The organism is Actinacidiphila acididurans (assembly GCF_016918855.1).
Lineage (GTDB): Bacteria > Actinomycetota > Actinomycetes > Streptomycetales > Streptomycetaceae > Actinacidiphila > Actinacidiphila acididurans.
On record NZ_JADKYB010000001.1, the window covers coordinates 628,549 to 647,136 of the forward strand.

Sequence of the window (18,588 nt, forward strand, 5' to 3'; positions counted from 1 at the left end):
GTGGCTAGAGCTGGCTCAGGATCGTCGGGTCCGTGATCTTCGTGTCGTCGGCCAGCAGCATCGCCTTGCTCAGGATCACCGCGAGGGTGCGGTCGCCCTCGAAGGGGAGGTAGCCGGTCTGCGGGGTGGCCGGGTCGGACTTCGGGACGATGCACAGGTACTGGTCGTTCGGGGTCATGAGGATGTTGCCCGAGCCGAGGTGGATTCTGTACGTGTGCCGTTCGCCCTTCACATGAAGGAAGCGGCCCTCCAGCGTGCAGCAGTCGGCGATCGCCAGGCGCGGTACGAGCCGTTCCAGCAGCGTACGGCGGGTCTCGGCGCTCTGGTTGAGCTCGCCGAAGCCGTACGACGTCCAATACTCCCGGAACCGGCCCTCGGGACCGCCGTCCTGCCAGGTCGGGTCGTTGCCGACGCTTCCGACGCCCACGAACAGGTCGACATCGCGCAGGACCTCGGACAGCACGAGGGGCGGGACGTCCGCCAGGGGCAGCGGGTCGACGGGGTCCGCGCCGTCGGGCAGCCACATGCTGTACTCGCCGCCGTAGCAGTGCGCCCAGTTCTCGGGCGCGTCCAGCGGGTAGAAGCGCACCTGGTCGGTGGTCAGGCGCAGATAGCTGCCGGACTCGGTGGTGTCCTCCCCGTAGCCGTCCCCCTCTCCCTGGATCCAGTACTCGGCGCGCAGGCCCCACTGCGGCAGTTCGCGCACGGCGGGCGGGGCCGAGTCGTCGACCATCAGGCGCAGCCTGTTGCGCCAGCCCCGGATCGCGGCCAGGGAGTGGAACTGGTGCTGGCGCAGGACGTGGGCCGCGAAACGGTTGGAGTACGTGGCCGTCGCGCGCTCCGCGTCGGTGAGCAGGTACACCTCGCGGTGGGCCTGCTTGAACGGCTGGGTGACCGCGTGCCGCTCCAGCCAGTCGCGCCAGGCCACGATCTCGGCGGGCTCGTGACCGACCGGATGCCAGAGCCGGACCTCGGTGCCTTCGGTGACCGGGTCGTCGGCGAGGGTGCGCAACTCGCCGTCGGCGAACCCGACCGTCGTACCGTCGACCGTCCACAGCAGGCGGCGGGCCAGCGTGCCGACCAGGGGGTGGTCCAGCAAGCGCGCGCGCCAGGTGGCGTACGGCCAGGTGCGGCGGGCCAGGAACTGGCGGTCCAGACGCTCGCTCTGCGCGGCGAGCATCTTCTCGATGTCCTTGACCGCCGCCTTCAGCTCCTTGAGCTCCTCGGGGTGGTCGCGCTTGACGGCGGCAGGCACCGTCCTGACCGCCTTGCCTGCGGCGTTACGCCAGTTGAGGGCCGCCTTGCCGCCCTGGATCTCCAGCACGACCGTGACCTCGCCGAGCCGGTGCTCCGCCCGGCCGACCTCGCTCAACCCGTAGGCGGGCACCGCGAGTTCCTCGATCTCCGCACGGGACAGGCCCAAGGCCCGGGCCCGGGTCTCCAGCGCGGTGTCGAGGAGCTTGAGCGTGCCCTTGTAGGTCACCCGGGTGGCCAGGCGGGCGAGTTCGGCGAGGGCGGACTCGCCGTCCATCCTGGAGAGCGCGGTCACACCGGCATTGGCCACCTTCGGGGCCCGTGGGCCGAGCCCGGCGACCTTCTTGAGGGACGTCTCGACGAGGGCGCCGAGGGCGCGGGTGGTGTCAGGATGCGCGGGCAGCAGGGAAAGCACCCAGGTCAGGCCGCGCAGGGCGTTGGCGTTGTAGGGGTCGTAGGCCCTGTCGACGCCGGCCTCGTACTCCGGGCGGTCCAGCGCGAAGGTGCGGCGGCCGACGAGGACGAGCCAGGGCAGCACGGTCACCCGGACGCGATCGGCGCCGAGTTGGTCGATCAGGGCGCGTGCCTGCTCCTCCCACTTGGGGGAGGGCTTGGCGGCGGTGGCGGTCGTGACGTGCCGCAGCAGCGCCTGCCAGCCCGGGGAGTCCTCGCTGTCCCGCAGGGCCTGCTCGGCCCACTCCTCACCGACGTTGAGGACCGGCTCGGTGAGCTTCCTGGCGAGGGCGATGAAGTGCCCGCTGCGGTAGGTGTCCAGGGCCGAGCGGCGGAAGACGGCCACGACAGCGGGCGCGAGGGCACAGCCGGCGGCCAGTTCGGCTTCGGCGAGGGGCTCGTGGTGCTCGCCGTACCAGACGGAGTGCCGCCCGCCGAGCTCGTCGAGCAGTTTCAGGCGCTGCGCCGAGACCCCGTCGCCGGGCAGACCACGCGCGATGACGCCGATGAGGACCAGGGCGTTGCCCCGGGCGACCGGGCCCGCCGCCGAGTGGTACTGCGCCACCAATGCGGCGGCGAGCGCGGTGCGCGTCTCGGACGGGAGGCCGATCAGCTCGTCGAGGACGCCGGCCCACAGACCGCTCCAGTTGCCCCCGATGCCGGCCGCGGTCTTCAGCAGATCGACGGCGAGCGCGTCCAGCTGTCCGTCTGCGGCGCGCTGCCGGATCAGTTCCTTGGTCTGCTGTATCTGCGCCATCGTCACCCACCCACCAGCGGCACGAGCTTCAGGAACGTGATCTCCGTGCCGAGCGCGAGCTCGACCTCCTCGTCCGCGCCCGTGACCTGACGGTCCCCCACGAGCACCAGGAAGCCGTTGCCCGCGAAGGCCCGCAGGGCCAGTTCGGTCTGGGCCTCGGGGCCTATCCGGCGGGGTGTCTTCAACGCGTATCCGTTGAGCACGCGTTCGGCGTCCTGGGGCTGCACGAGCCCCTGAAACACCCGCGGCGTGCGCGCGTTGTACTCGGCGACCTCCTGGAAGACCCGTCGCCGGATCAGCTCACCCACGGTGAGCCGCTCCTCGGCGATCTCCAGCCCCCACCCGTCGCTCCGGTCCCCAGCGGTCGTCTCGTCGACGAACGTCACGATTGCCATACCGACGACACTAGGGGTGGCCACTGACATCGATGCTCGCATGCGGGACCGACTGATCGGCCCGCGACTGTGAGGCACCTCGCGTCAGTTGGTCCCCGTCAACTGAATGCGGGTGGCGGCGATCGCGGCCGCGATGGCGCCCCGCACTTCGGCCTCGGCCCCGAGCCGTCCGGTGCGGACCTCGGCAGCCTGGGCGCTGGCCGGCTGGGCGTAGCGTGCCACGGACTCGCGGATGCCGGCCGCGAACGGCTCGTTGCCCGCGCCGAGTTCGCCGCCCAGCACCAAGGCGGAGGGGTTCAGGCAGTTGACCAGCCCGGCCAGCACCCGGCCGACCGTCCGGCCCGCCTCGCTGAGGACACGAGCAGCGGCCGGGTTGTCGCTCAGCTCGGCCAGCGGCGGCACTGCACTGTCGTCGAGCGAGTCCTCGTGGGTGGCCAGGACATGCGCGAGCTGGCGGCGCACGGTGGTGACGGAGACGACGGTCTCCAGGCAGCCGCGGCTGCCGCAGCGGCACCAGTTCCCGGCGCCCGGGATCTGTGTGTGCCCGATCTCGCCGGCTATCCCGGTCGCCCCGCGGTACGGGCGGCCGCCCACGATGATCCCGGCACCTATGCCATGAGAGGCCTTGATGTACAGGAAGTCCTCCAGACCGCGGGCGGCACCGTAAGCCTGTTCGCCGCGCGCGCCCATGTCGGCGTCGTTGCCGATCGACACCGGATGCCCGAGCCTGCGCTCCAGCTCGGCCGCCGGGGCCAGCCCCACCCAGTCGGCCAGGATGGTCGGCGGGCGGACCACCTGGGTGCGGATGTCGAGCGGACCCGGGATGCCGGCGGCGATGCCGAGCACGTCGTCGAGCGTGTGGCCGCTGCGCTGCAGGCACTCCCGCGCCAGTTCCGCGGCCAGGTCCATCGCGGGACCGGGACGGTGGTCGACGTCGATCGCTGCGGCGCACCGATGCAGAACTTCGCCCGCTGTGGTGGCTGCCGCCGCGCTGACGTGTGAGTGGCCGAAGTCGATCCCGACGACCACGCCTTCGTCGCTGACCAGGCTTATGACCGTGGCCCGGCGGCCACGGCCCGACGCTTTCCCCGGGGCGGAGGACTCCACCACCAGTCCGCTCGCCCGCAGGAACGACACACAGTCGCTGATCGCGCTCGCCGACAACCCGGTCATCCGGCTCAGACTCGCCCGCGTCAACCCGTTGCCGTGGTCGGCCAGTATCGCGACGACCTGGTCACGGGTGCGCTTGCGCCGCGCGGAAAGCGAAGCCGAGTCGTTGCTGTCCATGCCGGAAGTGTAGGGGTTTCCTGCGGTGAGCGGCAGATATGTGCCGCTCGCACCGGCAACCGTGAAGTGCGTGGAAGTGAGTTCCGGCGTTTCTCCCGGGCGACGACACCGAACTGCCGCCATGTGCTTGCGTAGTTCGACCGACCAGTACCTTCACATGGCGCTTGCGTGCACAGGTGAATTCATGCGCTCACCGTGATATTCGTATCGGTTCTCCTTCTTCCGCAGGCGGTCCTGTGACGCGTGACGGGCCTCCCGCCGTGACGTGTGTCAGTGCCGGAGGCCCGTTGCGCGCGCGTCGGTTGATCAGGAGGGGATGTTCCACTGCTGGTCGGTGGTGCCCCGGCAGGGCTCGATGACCAGCGGCGTGCCATTGCCGGTTGCGGCGCCCGCGGCGGTGAGGCACTTGCCGAGTCCGGACCTCAAGGTGCCGGCGGCGGGATCGTACGTCCATTGCTGGGAGACAGTGGTGCCGCAGGTGTAGAGCTGCACCGGTGTCCCGTCGGCGTCCGAACCTCCGCGTACGTCCATGCACTTGCCCATCGCACGCACGGTGCCGTCACCGGGCATGGACCAGGTCTGCGCGGCAGTGCCGTTGCAGTCGTAGAGCTGGAGCGGGGTGCCGTCGGCGTTGTTGCCGCCGGCGACGTCGATGCAGCGGGCGCCGGCGACGTTCGTGACGGGGGTGTTGCACACAACGGGGCCGGGCGTGGCGGCCGGATGGCGGGTGGGCAGGTGGAGCGGCTTGCCCGCAGTGACCGTGTGCAGCTTGCCGCTGCCGTCCCGGACCGCGAGGGGCGGTCCGGACCGCTGGGTGAGCGAAGTGGACGACTGGCCGACGGAGATGTCGAAGGTCCTGCCGTGCCACTTCACGCCGGTGATGTCGACGCCCGGCAGTTGCTGCGGCAGGAACGGGTCGACGGTCACCGCGTCCGTCCCCCAGCGCAGCCCGGTGAACCCGTAGAGGAACTGCTGGAGGTAGCCGCCCTCACCGGTGGTGAAGGTGAACGCTCCGCCCGAACGGGTCTCGTGGAACTGGTCGAACGGCGCGGCGATGAACGGGTCGACGCTGCTGCGCAAGTGGTCGTAGGCCGTGCACCCCGGGGAGCCGAGGGCGGCGGCGTCGATCGTGGCGATCGCGTCGGTCATGGACGGGCCGCCGGGGTCGGAGTGCTGCGTGTAGTAGTCCAGGTCGTTCTGCGCCACGTCGGACGGCATCGGCACGGCCCACGGGTACTGCAGCAGCGTGACGTCGGCCTGCTTGACCTGCTGGCCGCTGTAGCCCTGGAACTCGGGGTGGATGCCGGCCGTCGTGTCAACGGGGATCTTCAGGCCGTCCGCGACCGTGCTCCACGCCGGGTCGGCGGGCTTGCCGAGGATGCCGGCCGCCTGGACGGCGATCCGCAAGCTGGCCTGCGCGCCGGCGTTGGTGCTCGCGCTGTTGTCGACGTGGTCGTGGTATTCGTCGGCTCCCTGGACGTCGTCGATGTCGTATCCGCCCGCGGCGTCCGGCACGGCGCGGGTGGCCCAGTAGTCGGCGATGTCCTTCAGCACCGGCCAGGCCTTCTCCTTCAGCCATGCGGTGTCGCCGGTGGCCTGGTAGTACTGCCACTGGGCGAGGGCGATGTCGGAGTCGATGTGGATCTCGTCGTTGCCCTCGTTGTTGCCCGGGGGAATCGTCTCCTTGCCGGTCAGGGAGCTCTCCCAGGGGAACTTCGCGCCCTTGACCGGCCGGTCCGGGGTGGACAGGGCCGCCGCGGCGGCCTCTGCCGCGGGAAGCAGCTTCTGCCGGTAGGTGTCCGCGGTCTGTGCGATGTCGGGATACTGGGCCAGGAGCGCCGGATACATCCAGGTCTCCATGTCCCAGAACACATGGCCGTTGTAGCCGTCGGAGGACAGCCCGCCGGGGCTGGTGCTCCAGGTGACGCCGGCCCGCATGCTGGCCAGCAGGTAGAACATGGACGCGTGGATCTGCGCGGTCATGGCCGCGTCGCCCGGAACCGAGATGCTCGACTGCCACAGCTGTGACCACGCACTGCTGTTGCGGGCGAGGGCGTCCCGGTAGCCGTCCTCCGCGGCCGAGGCCGCGGTCCGCGCGGCGGCCTGCTGCGGCGTCGCGGCCTTCAGCGGCCGGTCGGTGTCGACGCTGGACGCCACGCCCACGTACTTGGTGACCTCGTACGGCTGTTCCGCACGGACCGGGAAGGTGGTGCTCTGTCCCGCGCTGCCGGACGCCATGGCGGTGACCGGCTCGGTCGGCTCGACCTGCCCGTTGACCCGCAGGACGGAGTTCAGCCCGGCGGTGACCAGGTTCCCGTCGGTCACGACGCTCTCCGACAAGGTCGCGGACTTGCCGTCCACCGCCGGGTTCACGGCCGAGGCGTGGTCGAGTCCCTGACCGTCGAACTCGTCCATCACGGTCGCCGTTCCGCTCCAGTGCGGCACGGCACGCACCGTCACCGTGCCCAGATGGCCCTGCGCACGGTTGGCGTTGACGGTGTAGACGAAGCTCGTCCGGTCGCCCTCCGGGGACGTCCAGTCGAACGACGTCGTGAGCACTCCCGTACGCAGGTCCAGCGACTGCTGGTAGCCGCTGGTGGTGCCCGTGGTCTGCGGGGCGACGTCCGTCGGCGGCTGGGCCCCGGTCGGGTACGGCGCGAGGTAGTCGACGTTCACCCGCGCGGTGTCGTCCTGCGCGACAGTGATCTCAAGGGTGTTGGAACCGGCCGTCAGGGTGACCGGCACGTGGGCCACGGCCCAGCTGTCCCAGCTGCCCGTCGCCGGCAGTGTCAGTTGCTGGAGCGCGCCGTTCACACCGAGGTGGACCGTCTGCGGACTGCCGCTGCCGTTCGCGTACCGCACGTCAAGCGTCGCCTGGCCGGCAGGAGCGTCGCGGACCACGACGGCGTCGGTGCCGCCCACGGTGGGGGTGTTGTTGGTGTTCAGACCGGCCAGATAGCCGCCGGCGACCGACCCGCCGTGGGAGGTCTCGATGAACGCCCCGCCGGAGATCTGCCCGTCCTCGGCCGGGCAGATCTGGTCGAACGCGCAGGACCAGTTGCCCGGCACCCCGTAGACGCCACCGCCGCGGCCGAAGCCGAGTGTCGTCCAGGCCGGCAGGCCGGCCCTGCGCTCGTACTGGCCCGCGGGGGCGGCGTAGAAGCCGGCGAGTTCGGACTGCGTGACCACCGGGCTGTTGGAGAAGCCCTCGCCCGCCGCGGGTACGCGTGCGGCGAGGTAGCCGTTGCCGACGAACGTCGGCGCGTAGTCCTTCGTCGCGTCGGTTGTGCTGAGGACCCAACCGTCTCCGCCGCCGGCGCCGGCGGCCGGCGGTGGCGTCGAGGAAGCCGGCGGGGCCATCACACCGCAGAGCACCCACCCGAGCGCCAGCACGAGGCCGGCTCTCCTGCGTATGCCTGGGCGGAAACGCCGGCCCGAGGGTACGTGCATGGTTTCTCCTTCTGCGATTCCAGAGGCAGCGGCGTGGCGGCACGACCGGTCGCGGGAGCCGGCCGCTGGCTGAAGGTCAGGTTCAGGGCTTCCTGGGCCTGGCGGACGCTCACGCTACGGTCCGCCTATTAGGCCGTCAAGGTTCGAAATCGCTCCGGATTTCTTTCTGTCGGCGGCAGAATTCCGAAGGGGGGCGGGTTGCCTTGCCAGGCGGGCCAGACGCTCTCGCACGACTACGTCATCGCCGTCGACCGCTTCGGCGCCGCGTACCCGTGGCCGTCCGACAGCGGCCTGGCCCCGGCGGGCTCGTACGACTCCCCCTACGCGCACATGACGGCCTACTGGGACGGCCGGCTCGCGGAGATCGCTCAGCTCGCCCTGCCGGACCCCCGCCTGTTCAACGCCTACAAGGCGGGCATGATCTACGGCGAAATCGTCAAGGATGGCACCGTCCCAGTTCCAGCGGCCGGACAGGAACATCTCGATGAGCATGGACGACGCCTGCGCCTACCCGTACTCGGCGAGCGTCTTCTCCCGCGCCGCCGACGGAACGTCGGACCGGGAGCCCCACCGTTCGACCGCGTTGCGACTCTGAGCCCCCCCGACCTCCAGGAGTGCTTGTGACCGACGTCAGCCGCCGAAGGTTTCTGCAACTGGCCGCGGGCACAGCCGCGGCGACCAGCCTGTCCGCCGGGATCGCCCGTGCCGCGTCGATCCCGCCCGCCGCCGGGAGCGGCACGCTCGCCGACGTCCAGCACGTCGTCGTGCTCATGCAGGAGAACCGGTCTTTCGACCACTATTTCGGGACGCTTCGCGGGGTGCGCGGCTTCGGCGATCCGCGCCCTCTGGTACTGCCGTCCGGGAAGACCGCTTTCCACCAGGCGGCCACGTCGGGGCAGGAGACCCTGCCCTTCCGCCCGGACGCCGACGACCTGGGCCTGCAGTTCATCCAGGACCTGGACCACAGCTGGTCCGGCACCCACGCGGCGTGGAACGGCGGCGCGTACGACCGGTGGATACCGGCCAAGTCCACGACCGCGATGGCCTATCTGACGCGCGCGGACATCCCGTACCACTACGCTCTCGCGGACGCGTTCACGGTGTGCGACGCGTACCACTGCTCGATGCTCAGCTCCACCGACCCCAACCGCTACTACCTGTACACCGGTTACGCCGGGAACGACGGCAGGGGCGGCGGGCCGGTGCTCGGCAACGAGGAGGCCGGCTACTCCTGGACCACGTTCCCGGAGATCCTGCAGCAGGCCGGCGTGTCCTGGAAGGTCTACCAGGACGTCGGCACCGGTCTTGACGCCGCCGGCAGTTGGGGCTGGACCGGCGACGCGTTCATCGGCAACTACGGCGACAACTCGCTGCTGTACTTCGACCAGTACCGCAACGCACAGCCCGGCAAGCCGCTCTACGACCGCGCCCGCACCGGGACCCACGCGGCAGGCGGTGACGGCTACTTCGACCGGCTGCGGGCCGACGTGGCCGCCGGCACCCTGCCGCAGGTCTCCTGGATCGCCGCGCCCGAGGCGTTCTGCGAGCATCCCAACTGGCCGGCGAACTACGGTGCCTGGTACGTCTCGCAGGTCCTGGACGCGCTCACCTCGAATCCGGACGTGTGGAGCCGAACCGTCCTGCTGCTCACCTACGACGAGAACGACGGCTTCTTCGACCACGTGATCCCGCCCTTCCCGCCCGCCTCCGCCGCCCGGGGGCTGTCCACCGCCGACGTGACGCAGGACCTGTTCGGCGGTTCCTCCTCCTACGGCGCGGGACCGTACGGGCTCGGGCCGCGTGTGCCGATGCTCGTCATCTCCCCGTGGAGCACCGGGGGCTGGGTCTGCTCGCAGACCTTCGACCACACCTCCGTCGTGCAGTTCATCGAGAAGCGTTTCGGCGTGCACAACCCGAACGTCTCCGCCTGGCGCCGCGCGGTCTGCGGTGACCTCACCTCCGCGTTCGACTTCTCCCGCAGCGACGCCGGCCTGCCCGGCCTGCCCGACACCAGCGGCTACGCCCCGCCGAACCACGCCAACCCCGGCGACTACGTGCCCCGACCGCCGGCCACCGGCACCCTGCCGAAGCAGGAGAGCGGGCTGCGCAACGCCCGGCCGCTGCCGTACGACCTGGCCGTGGACACCAAGGCGGTGGGCGGCCGCATGCAGTTCACCTTTGCCGCCCTCGGCACGGCCGGGGCCGCCTTCCACGTCACCTCGGCCACCCGCAGCGACGGTCCCTGGCCCTACACCGTCGAGGGCGGCAAGAGCCTCACCGACAGCTGGGCGCTGCCCGGCACCCGCTACGACTTCTCCGTCTACGGCCCCAACGGGTTCCTGCGCCGCCAGGCCGGCACCAACACCGCCGTCGGCCCCGAGGTCACCGCCCGCCACGACAACTCCGCGGGGCAGGTCACGCTGACGTTCACCAACGCCGGCAGCACCACCGTCACCTTCACCGCCACCGACGCGTACGCGCCCAACGACCACTACGCGTACACCGTCCAGCCCGGCGGCTCGCGTACGGTCGCCGCCTGGGGCGTGTCCGCCGGCCACCACTGGTACGACGTCACCGTCACCTCCACCAGCGACAGCGCGTTCGTCCGGCGGTTCGCCGGCCATGTGGAGACCGGCGCGGCCAGCACCAACGATCCCGCCACCGCCACCACCTGACCCCGCTCCGGTCGGATCTGTCACCGCAGTTGCACTCGACACGGCGACCACCCGTCGCACGTGCACTCGCCGAGGTCCCGGGTCCCCTGCCGTGCGGCGGGACCCGGTGCCCCTCAGTCCGGAACGAAGGTGCCGCCTGCGGTCGTCGCCAACTCCGTTCCGAGGGCGGCTGCCGGTGTCCAGGCACCGGGCCTGCCGACGCCACGGGCCAGCAGTTCGGTGACGGTGGCGGTGACGTCGGCCGTGAAGTCCATGCCGTCGCCGGCGCGGAGCCATCCCTCGCGCCGGGTGCCGTCCGGCCACTCGACGACGGCGTGCCCCCACGAGTGCTTGCGCGGACGCGGCGCGGCCTTGATCCGTACCCGGCCGAGCCGGTCGACGGCGAGGCGTCGCAGCGCCGGAACGGACAACAGGCGGCCCAGCAGCGGGAGCAGGGCACGGATCAGCGGAGCGGTCGGCACGAGACCGGACGTGGCGGTGACGAACGGTGCTCCGCTCACCGCGCGCGCGGCGACGAGCTCGCCGGACGCGACACCTGCCGACTTCGCCGCCTCCCCGTCCGGAAAGGCGAGTCGCCGCGGGTCCGCGCCGAGGCGGGACGTCACCAGTCGCCCGTTCTCGTACCGCCGTCCGCCGGCGGTGAGCACGTCGACCATGCTGGCCGCCAAGGCGGCACCGAGCACACCCGCCTCGACGGCCACCGAGCCCACGGCGTCGACCAGCACCCGGTGCGGCGCGGGCCGCCCTTCGCACAGCTTCGCCACCACCGCCTCCGTCGCCAGCACGCCGAAGCCGGCGCCGGTGACCAGGGTGCTGCCCGTTCGCACCGCTTCGTCGTGCAGGGCGAGCAGCCCCTCCACGGCGACCACGTCGGCGGCCGGGTCGACGTAGTGGCCGCCAGGCATGCACGCACGGGCGATCACCGGCGCTGTGGCGGCGAAAGCGCCCATCGTGTTCACCACCACCCGCGGGCGCTGCCGCGCGATCTCGGCCGCGATCAGCTCGGCCGAGTCGGCGACGACCACCTTCGCGTCCCCGGGCAGACCGGCTGCGGTCCCGGCGGCGACCATCCGCTCCCGGCTGCGCCCGACCGGCACGACCGTCAGCCCCCGCGCGGCCAGTCGCGCGGTCACGCCCCGGCCGACACGTCCGGTCGCGCCGACGATCCACACCTCGTCGTTCGTCCTGCTCTCGCCGGCCGTCGCGCCGGTCCCGCTGGTCTCGGTCATGCGAACGTCACCCTGCCTTCTCCGGGCCGCACCGGGGACGGGCAGCCCCAGTGATGACACAGTGTGTCGTGAATGCAGGCTAGCACTGATGGCACAGTGCGACATCACCTGTGGCGGTCCGACCGTGCCGCGGACGGGTCGGGCCGTTCCGGTCGCCCGGGACCCGCGGTGTGAGGAGATGCGGTGCCGGCGGATACGGGTGACAGTGGCCTTGGGGGCCGTCCGCAACCCAGGAGGGTGTGTCATGGCGGGTCTGGTCCGCAAGAGCTTCGGTTCGCCCGAGGAGGTTCGGCCCTTCGAGGGCGACACGGGTGAACTCGCGCTGGTCAATCTGGAGGCCGGGCCGGTGGGCCGGGCGACCTTCCAGCCCGGCTGGAAGTGGTCCCAGCACGTCAAGCCGATCGCCGGGACCGACAGCTGCGAGGCCGGGCACATCGTCTATTTCATCTCCGGGCGGATGAAGATCGTCATGGACGACGGCGAGGAGACCGAGTACGGCCCCGGCGATTTCGGCATCATCCCGCCGGGCCACGACGCGTGGATCGTCGGCGACGAGCCGTGCGTCCTCATCGACTGGCAGGGCATGGCGGACTACGCCAAGCGGTAGCCGAACCCTGACGGCCGGGCGACGGCGCGCCGACCCGCCGGACCCGCGCCTCTGGTCCTCCGAGCCGGGAAATGGGCAGGGCGTCACCCGTCGAGCGCGGCCACCTGCCCGAGCAGGTCGGCGTTGCCGGTGTGGTGCACGGGGCGCAGGCGGGCCCGGGTCAGCTTCCATCCCTCGGGGGTACGTGTCCACTCGTGCTCGCCCCGGGCGTAGAGGACCCATGTGTTGACCGCCGGGTCCGCGCCCAGGGCGGGGTGGTGATGAAGCGCCTGCTCGTAGAAGGTGACAGTGGCCCGGTCGCCCATCACCGACACGACCTCGTTGGTGATCATGTGCTGGGTGAGCTCGACGGGGCCGACCACGTTGCGCGCGGACCGCAGCATCTCGTCGGCGGGGACGGCGCCGCCCGCGTCGTCGTTGACGCCGCCGAAGTCCACGTGCACCGTGTCGGCGTGCAGTTTCCGGTAGGTGTCCCAGTCACCCGCGTCCGCTGACGTGAAGTACTGGTGCACGGCGTTGATCACGTCGCCGTAGTCGTTCATGGCCGAATGCCTTTCTTCGTGTCCGTCCTACGGCCCGGCGTCGCGTCGGGCGGCCCAGCGGGGGCGGCGGAGATCACCGCGTCCATCCCGGCCGGCGTGAGGGCGGGATGCCGCAGCGCGGGCCCGTGCGGGGCGAGCCCGGCCAGCAACACCTCGAGGTGGCGCCGCCATGCCTCGACCGCGACCCCGCGGGTGACGTCGAGTACGCCCTGGAGCGACCACGCGGTCACCGCCACGTCCTCGGCCGTGAGTTCCGGCCGGGCCCGGCCGCGCCGTTGTGCCGCCGCCAGCAGTTCGCCCTGCGCCGCACGCGAGCGCGCGACCAGCGGGGAGGCGCCGGGCACGGTCCACATCCGCGCCACCAGCCCCGAGTGACCGGCGAGCAGTTCGCCGATTTCCCAGAAGTAGTTCTCGAGACCTGTGCCGTCGGGGTCGCCGAGATGGCGCTCGGCCACGTCCACGGCGTCGGCCAGCAGCCGCCGGGCCAGCTCGTCCAGCAGCGCCCGCTTGTTCGGGAACCGGCGGTAGACCGTGCCCAGACCCACCCCGGCCCGCTGGGCGACGACTTCGATGCTCGTGGCCATGCCGTGCTCGGCGAAGACCGCGGCCGCGGCGGCGAGCACGCGCTCCAGATTCTCCTCGGCGTCCCGCCGCAGCGGACGCGCCGCCGCCTGATCCATGACCGGTCCTCGCTCCGCCGTTGTCGGTGTCTCCCGCGGTCCCCGTGCAGCCACCATAACCTGACCGGAAAACAATTTCCGCTTAGACCGTTCGGCTGTCGCGATCGTCACAGCGCGCGTTCGTCCGCACTCCGCCCGGCGAGCCCTACTCCCCGATGTCCCGCATCTCCATGTCGGCCAGGGATTCGCGCCGCACGAGCACGCGGGCCGTTCCTCGGTGGAGGCCGACCAGGGGCGGGCGGCCGATCATGTTGTAGGTCGAGGCCATGGACAGGTGGTACGCCCCGGCGACCGGCACCGCCAGCAGGTCGCCGGGGCGTACGTCGGCGGGGAGGAGGGCGTCGGCGGTGATGACGTCGCCTGCCTCGCAGTGGCGGCCCACCACGGTGACGGGCCGCAGGGGCGCGGGGGAGGGGCGGCCGACGAGGAGGGGGGCGTACCGGACGCCGTAGAGGGCGGGGCGCGGGTTGTCGCTCATGCCGCCGTCGACGGCGACCAGGGTGCGGCCGCCCATGTCCTTGACGGCGAGGACGTGGTAGAGGACGACACCGGCCGGGCCGACGACCGCGCGGCCGGGCTCGACGGTGAGCCGGGGGACGGGCAGGTCCGAGTCGGCGCAGGCGCCGGCGAGTTCGGTGCGGACGGCCCCGGCCAGGGCGGTCAGGTCGAGGGCGGGTTCGCCCGCCCGGTAGGGCACCGCGTGGCCGCCGCCGAGATCGAGTTGCGGCAGAGCGATGCCGTGCCGGTCGCGGATCGTGGCCAGCAGCGCCACCATCCGCCGTACGGCGACGAGATACGGTTCCACGTCGGCGATCTGCGAGCCGATGTGGCAGTGCAGGCCCACGAGTTCCAGCCGCGGCTGGCCGAGCACCTTCTCCACGGCGTGCTCCGCCGAGCCGTCGCCGATGGACAGCCCGAACTTCTGGTCGTCCGTGCCGGTGCGCACCGCCGGATGCGCACCGGCCGCCACCCCCGGCACGACCCGCAGCAGCACCTGCTGCCGGTCGCCGGGAGCGACCAGGGTGGCCAGCCGGGCGATCTCCGTGACGCTGTCGATGACGATCCGCCCGACCCCCAGCCGGACCGCGGTCCGCAGATCCTCCGGGGTCTTGGCGTTGCCGTGCAGCACGATCCGTTCCGCCGGGAAGCCCCCGGTGACCGCCAGTTCCAGTTCACCGGCCGAGCACACGTCCAGGCCCAGGCCCTCCTCGCGCACCCAGCGGGCGACCGCCCGGCACAGCAGCGCCTTGGCGGCGTAGACGACGTCCGCCCCCGGGAAAGCGGCGGCGTAAGCGCGGCAGCGGGCCCGGACCTCGTCCTCGTCGAGCAGGTACACCGGCGTGCCGAACCGGCTCGCAGCCTCCCGCAGGGACACCCCGGCGACGGTCACGTCGCCGTCCGTGCCCGCACTGGCCGACGCGGGCCACACCGACAGGTCCTGCGGACCGGTCCCGAGCGCGGGGACCGGTCGGGCCGGGGAGACAGTCATGGCAACCTCCAGCGGTACGTACGTGACGCGCGGGCCGGTGTGCGGCGGGCGACCCGGCACGGCTCCGCGGGCGCCGGGGCCGGGAGCCCGGGAGCCGTGCTTGCGGTCACCGCGGGTTCCGCCCGGCGCGGTGCACATTCGACGCTAGATCCGGGGCGCCGCCGCCCCGCCTCGCATTGACACGTGCTTGACGCCGGCCGCCGTTGCCCTTGCGCCGCTCTGACGGCCCCGGCGCCCCCGCGCGGCCCCAGGATCCCCGGAGCGCGCAAAAGCGTGCGCGAACCCTCCGCTCAGCTGCATGTTCGATCTCCGCGCCAGGACCCTCCACCGCGCCGCGGTGGCCCGTTCGCCGAGCGTCAGGCGGCCATGACGCGGCGCCAGACCTCCACGGTGGTCGCCGTCGCCGCCGCCAGGTCGCGGCCGGGGGAGCAGAAGGCGCGGTAGAAGGTGCGCTCCGTCATCCAGCACAGCGCCCGCGCCAGTGCCGGGGCGGCCTCGGGCCCGTCGCCGCCGGGCAGGCCCGCCCGGACCAGGACCGGCGTCATGGTCGCCGCGAACGCCTCGACGGTCTCGTCCCAGGCCGCGCCTATCACCGGGTGCAGGGCGGAGTGGTCCACGGCGGCCCGCATCACGGTGCCGTGCTCCCGCCACACCTGCTCCACACCGCGCACCGCCCGCTCCATCAGCACCGGCGGCGGCGACTGCGCGTCCTGCGCGGTGTTGTCGGCCTCGGCCCGGACCGCGCGCATGGTCCGCTCGACCAGGGCGGCGAGCACCTCGTGCTTGGAGCCGAAGTAGAAGTACAGCGAGCCGCGCGAGATGCCGGCGCCCTTGGCGATGGCCTCGACGGTCAGCTCCTCCAGGCCCGTCCGCTCCAGCAGCGCCTCCGCGGCGTCCAGCAGGGCCTGCTCGCGCAGGTCCCCCTTCCGCGGGGCGTCACCGCGCCTTCCCACAGCCGTCTCCCTGGTCGTTGAGTCCCGGTCACCCTAGCGTCCGGCCGAGGCGGCCGGACGCGGCCGGGATCAGTTCCCCGCGAGCTGGGCTCCGTCGGGGAAGTCGGTGGTGCGCGACAGCGGCTCCCAGGCGCGGATCTCGTCGTCCAGCGCCTTGCGCGCGGTCGTGACCAGGCGCAGCGCGTCCGAGCCGAGCACCAGGTGCCCGGGGGGCTCGGGGACGTCCAGGATGTGCAGCAGTGCCTCCGCCGCCCGCTCCGGGTTGCCGAGCTGATTGCCGCTGGCCTTGATCCGCGCCTCGCGGATCGGGGTGAACAGCTCGTCGTAGTCCTCGACACGGCGCTCGGCCCGCGTCATGGACCGGCCCGCCCAGTCGGTGCGGAAGGAGCCGGGTTCGAGAGCCGTCACATGGATGCCGAACGGTGCGACTTCCTTGCGCAGGCTGTCCAGCATGCCTTCCAGCGCGAACTTGCTGCCGCAGTAGGCCGACATCCCGGGCACGGCCATCAGGCCGCCCATGGACGTCACCGCCATCAGGTGGCCGGCCCGGCGCCGGCGCATGTGCGGCAGGACCGCCTGGAGGGTCGCCGCCGCCCCGAACACGTTCGTGGCGAACTGCGCCCGCACCGCCGACATCGGGGTCTCCTCGAAGATCCCCTCCAGGCCGTATCCGGCGTTGGCGACGGCCACGTCGACCGGCCCCACCGCGGACTCGACCTCGTCCACCACGGCCACCACCGCCTCGTCGTCGGTGACGTCCAGCAGACGCGCGTGCGCCCGCCCGGGCGCCAGCGCCTCGAAAGCTTCGGCGTCCGCCTGGCCGCGGACGGTGCCCACCACCGTGTGCCCGGCGGCCAGCGCGCCCACCGCGAACGCCCGGCCCAGTCCACTGCTCACACCGGTGATCAGGAATGTCTTCATGCCCACTCGCCTCCTCGGGTCGCCGGGCCGCGGCGGCTTCGCCGCGGCACCGGCCTCACCTGAAAATCTACACCATGCAGATTTTTTTCGGCGTGACGCAGAAAATGCGAGGCCCGGGCTGATCGGCGGCCCGTCGAGCGGCGGGCCGGGCTGCAGGTCAACGGACCGCTCGACCGACCGGTCAGGCGACCGGGAAACGGGCGCCGGTCAGTTCCTGCGAGACGGTCCAGACGCGTTCGGCGTCCTCGCGGCTGCGCGCGGCGCGGTAGACGGGCAGTTCGGCCGGACCGCCGGTCAGGTGGGCGAAACCGTCCGGGCCGTAGAGGGCGCCGCCTTCGGCCCGCGGGCTCGTCGCCGCGTACAGCGCGGGCAGCACGCCGGTGTCGACCTGCTGGACGAGGAAGGGGGTCACCCTTGCGGCGCCGCGGAACATCCGGGTCCGGACCGATTCCCGGCCGCGGCCCAGGTTCCAGCCGGAGGTCTGCAGGTTGGTGAGGGTCAGCCCCGGGTGCGCGACATTGCTGGTCAGGCCCCAGCCGTAGGCCTGGCTGCGGCGGTCCAGCTCCAGGGCGAACAGCATGAGCGCGAGCTTGGAGCGGTTGTACGCCCGCATCGCCCGGTAGCGCCGCTCCTGCTGGAGATCGGCCCAGTCGAACCGGCTCGCGCCGGCGGCCAGCGTGGCCATGGTCGTCACCCGCGCCCGGCCCGCGGTCAGTACCGGCAGCAGGTGTGCGGCGAGCGCGAAGTGGCCCAGGTGGTTCGTGCCGAACTGCAACTCGAACCCGTCCGCCGTGGTGTGCCGCTCCGGCGGGGTCATCACGGCGGCGTTGTTGATCAGGATGTGCACCGGGTCGCCCTCGGCGACCAGCGACCGGCCGAGGTCCGCCACCGACGCCAGCGAGGCCAGGTCCAGGTCGCGCAGCGAGACCGCCGCCCGCGGGCAGGCCGCGCGGATGCGCTCCACGGCCGCCGCGCCCTTGGCCCGGTTGCGCACCGGCAGCACCACTTCCGCGCCCGCCCGGGCCAGGCGCAGCGCCAGCCCGACCCCGAGGCCGTCGCTGGCACCCGTGACCACCGCCCGCTGTCCCGACAGATCGGGTACCTGGATGTCCGGCTTGCTGCGTGGCATGAGGTTCCTTCCGATTCTCGTGTCCGGTCGCCCGGCTTCCCGGCCTCCAGGCTGCTGGGCAGCGGGCGGCGCAACCACGGTGCGTTTGTCCCCGGATCGCCGGTCCGGGGCTGCGTGTGTACGGGCCGGGAACGTGCGAGCCCACCGGCCGGCGCTAGGCTTGGCTTGCGATATGAAAGTCAGGCCGATGGGAGGCGGTTCGATGACGGCCGAGGCGGCGTACCGCGACGTGCCGTGCCCCATCGGGCGGGCGGCGGACGTGCTCGGGGACCGGTGGACGCTGCTGATCCTGCGCACCGCCACCACCGGGGAGACGCGGTTCGACCGGTTCCGGGCGGAGCTGGGCGTCGCGGACAACATCCTGGCCGCACGGCTGGCCAAGCTGGTGGCGGCCGGGCTGCTGACCAAGGTGCCGTACCGGGACGGCGGACGGACCCGGCACGAATACCGGCTGACCCCCGCCGGAGCGGACGCGCTGCCGGTACTGCTCGCGATGGCACGGTGGGGGGAGCGGCACACCCGTACCACCGACCCGTCCGGGCCGATGCGCGTGCTGCACAGCGTGTGCGGGCAGGCGCTGGCAAGCGGCGAGTACTGCGCGCACTGCGGCCGGCTCGTGACCCGCGACGAGACCGTGTGGATACGGCCCTGGCGCTCGCCCGAGCCGGTGGCGATGGCGCAGCCGGCGGTTGACGCTCAGGGCGTGGCCGACGGTGCCGCGTGAGGACCTGAGCGCCTGCGCCGCGACCGGCCGCGGCGCCGCAGGG

At 72.3% G+C, this 18,588-nt stretch carries 15 protein-coding genes; 4 read left to right on the forward strand and 11 right to left on the reverse strand.

What is annotated here, in order from left to right; all coding sequences use genetic code 11:
* Positions 1-4 precede the first annotated feature (4 nt).
* From ITX44_RS02770 to ITX44_RS02785, 4 genes are all read right to left on the reverse strand, one after another.
* A complete protein-coding gene (locus ITX44_RS02770; RefSeq protein ID WP_205355307.1) occupies positions 5-2,464 on the reverse strand; it encodes a DUF4132 domain-containing protein in 2,460 nt (819 codons plus the stop codon).
* A 2-nt stretch (positions 2,465-2,466) separates the two neighbouring features.
* Positions 2,467-2,859: a hypothetical protein gene (locus ITX44_RS02775; RefSeq protein WP_205355308.1), complete on the reverse strand. Its 393-nt coding sequence runs from the start codon at positions 2,857-2,859 to the stop codon at positions 2,467-2,469.
* 84 nt (positions 2,860-2,943) lie between these two features.
* Positions 2,944-4,146, reverse strand: coding sequence for an ROK family protein (locus ITX44_RS02780; RefSeq protein ID WP_205355309.1), 1,203 nt, complete (start codon positions 4,144-4,146; stop codon positions 2,944-2,946).
* A 306-nt stretch (positions 4,147-4,452) separates the two neighbouring features.
* A complete protein-coding gene (locus ITX44_RS02785) occupies positions 4,453-7,539 on the reverse strand; it encodes a ricin-type beta-trefoil lectin domain protein (RefSeq protein ID WP_205355310.1) in 3,087 nt (1,028 codons plus the stop codon).
* 255 nt (positions 7,540-7,794) lie between these two features.
* Between ITX44_RS02785 and ITX44_RS02790 the strand changes: the two genes are divergently transcribed.
* Positions 7,795-8,220, forward strand: a complete 426-nt coding sequence (locus ITX44_RS02790) for a hypothetical protein (protein ID WP_205355311.1) — start codon at positions 7,795-7,797, stop codon at positions 8,218-8,220.
* Positions 8,217-10,271, forward strand: a complete 2,055-nt coding sequence (locus tag ITX44_RS02795; RefSeq protein WP_205355312.1) for a phosphocholine-specific phospholipase C — start codon at positions 8,217-8,219, stop codon at positions 10,269-10,271. The genes ITX44_RS02790 and ITX44_RS02795 overlap by 4 nt, the downstream gene beginning before the upstream one ends.
* Before the next feature lie 113 nt (positions 10,272-10,384).
* Here the strand turns inward: ITX44_RS02795 and ITX44_RS02800 are convergent, their stop codons facing one another.
* Positions 10,385-11,500: a saccharopine dehydrogenase family protein gene (locus ITX44_RS02800; RefSeq protein ID WP_205355313.1), complete on the reverse strand. Its 1,116-nt coding sequence runs from the start codon at positions 11,498-11,500 to the stop codon at positions 10,385-10,387.
* Between the two features lie 244 nt (positions 11,501-11,744).
* Between ITX44_RS02800 and ITX44_RS02805 the strand changes: the two genes are divergently transcribed.
* Positions 11,745-12,107 (forward strand): cupin domain-containing protein, encoded by a 363-nt coding sequence (locus ITX44_RS02805; RefSeq protein WP_205355314.1) that lies wholly within the window; start codon positions 11,745-11,747, stop codon positions 12,105-12,107.
* 83 nt (positions 12,108-12,190) lie between these two features.
* On the opposite strand, the gene ITX44_RS02810 is transcribed toward ITX44_RS02805, so the two are convergent.
* From ITX44_RS02810 to ITX44_RS02835, 6 genes are all read right to left on the reverse strand, one after another.
* Complete coding sequence (locus ITX44_RS02810) at positions 12,191-12,649, reverse strand: nuclear transport factor 2 family protein (RefSeq protein ID WP_205355315.1); 459 nt, start codon at positions 12,647-12,649, stop codon at positions 12,191-12,193.
* Positions 12,646-13,329 (reverse strand): TetR/AcrR family transcriptional regulator, encoded by a 684-nt coding sequence (locus ITX44_RS02815; RefSeq protein WP_205355316.1) that lies wholly within the window; start codon positions 13,327-13,329, stop codon positions 12,646-12,648. Before ITX44_RS02815 ends, ITX44_RS02810 begins: the two co-directional genes overlap by 4 nt.
* 145 nt (positions 13,330-13,474) lie before the next feature.
* A complete protein-coding gene (lysA, locus tag ITX44_RS02820; protein ID WP_205355317.1) occupies positions 13,475-14,818 on the reverse strand; it encodes a diaminopimelate decarboxylase in 1,344 nt (447 codons plus the stop codon).
* Positions 14,819-15,174: 356 nt separating this feature from the next.
* Positions 15,175-15,771 carry a TetR/AcrR family transcriptional regulator gene (locus ITX44_RS02825; protein ID WP_205355318.1) on the reverse strand — a complete coding sequence of 199 codons (597 nt, stop codon included), beginning with the start codon at positions 15,769-15,771 and terminating at the stop codon, positions 15,175-15,177.
* A gap of 69 nt (positions 15,772-15,840) precedes the next feature.
* Entirely contained in the window at positions 15,841-16,692 is an 852-nt protein-coding gene (locus ITX44_RS02830; RefSeq protein ID WP_236059737.1) for an oxidoreductase, read from the reverse strand.
* Positions 16,693-16,873: 181 nt separating this feature from the next.
* Positions 16,874-17,821: an SDR family oxidoreductase gene (locus ITX44_RS02835; protein WP_205355320.1), complete on the reverse strand. Its 948-nt coding sequence runs from the start codon at positions 17,819-17,821 to the stop codon at positions 16,874-16,876.
* Positions 17,822-18,008: 187 nt separating this feature from the next.
* On the opposite strand from ITX44_RS02835, the gene ITX44_RS02840 reads away from it, so the two are divergent.
* Positions 18,009-18,545 (forward strand): winged helix-turn-helix transcriptional regulator, encoded by a 537-nt coding sequence (locus ITX44_RS02840; protein WP_205355321.1) that lies wholly within the window; start codon positions 18,009-18,011, stop codon positions 18,543-18,545.
* Positions 18,546-18,588: the final 43 nt, after the last annotated feature.

What these genes read in the sequence shown, in the direction of transcription:
- ITX44_RS02770 (WP_205355307.1), bottom strand. Translation starts at nt 2,464, where the DNA reads ATGGCGCAGATACAGCAGACCAAGGAACTGATCCGGCAGCGCGCCGCA.
- ITX44_RS02775 (WP_205355308.1), bottom strand. Translation starts at nt 2,859, where the DNA reads ATGGCAATCGTGACGTTCGTCGACGAGACGACCGCTGGGGACCGGAGC.
- ITX44_RS02780 (WP_205355309.1), bottom strand. Translation starts at nt 4,146, where the DNA reads ATGGACAGCAACGACTCGGCTTCGCTTTCCGCGCGGCGCAAGCGCACC.
- ITX44_RS02800 (WP_205355313.1), bottom strand. Translation starts at nt 11,500, where the DNA reads ATGACCGAGACCAGCGGGACCGGCGCGACGGCCGGCGAGAGCAGGACG.
- ITX44_RS02805 (WP_205355314.1), top strand. Translation starts at nt 11,745, where the DNA reads ATGGCGGGTCTGGTCCGCAAGAGCTTCGGTTCGCCCGAGGAGGTTCGG.
- ITX44_RS02810 (WP_205355315.1), bottom strand. Translation starts at nt 12,649, where the DNA reads ATGAACGACTACGGCGACGTGATCAACGCCGTGCACCAGTACTTCACG.
- ITX44_RS02815 (WP_205355316.1), bottom strand. Translation starts at nt 13,329, where the DNA reads ATGGATCAGGCGGCGGCGCGTCCGCTGCGGCGGGACGCCGAGGAGAAT.
- lysA (WP_205355317.1), bottom strand. Translation starts at nt 14,818, where the DNA reads ATGACTGTCTCCCCGGCCCGACCGGTCCCCGCGCTCGGGACCGGTCCG.
- ITX44_RS02830 (WP_236059737.1), bottom strand. Translation starts at nt 16,692, where the DNA reads ATGAAGACATTCCTGATCACCGGTGTGAGCAGTGGACTGGGCCGGGCG.
- ITX44_RS02835 (WP_205355320.1), bottom strand. Translation starts at nt 17,821, where the DNA reads ATGCCACGCAGCAAGCCGGACATCCAGGTACCCGATCTGTCGGGACAG.
- ITX44_RS02840 (WP_205355321.1), top strand. Translation starts at nt 18,009, where the DNA reads ATGGGAGGCGGTTCGATGACGGCCGAGGCGGCGTACCGCGACGTGCCG.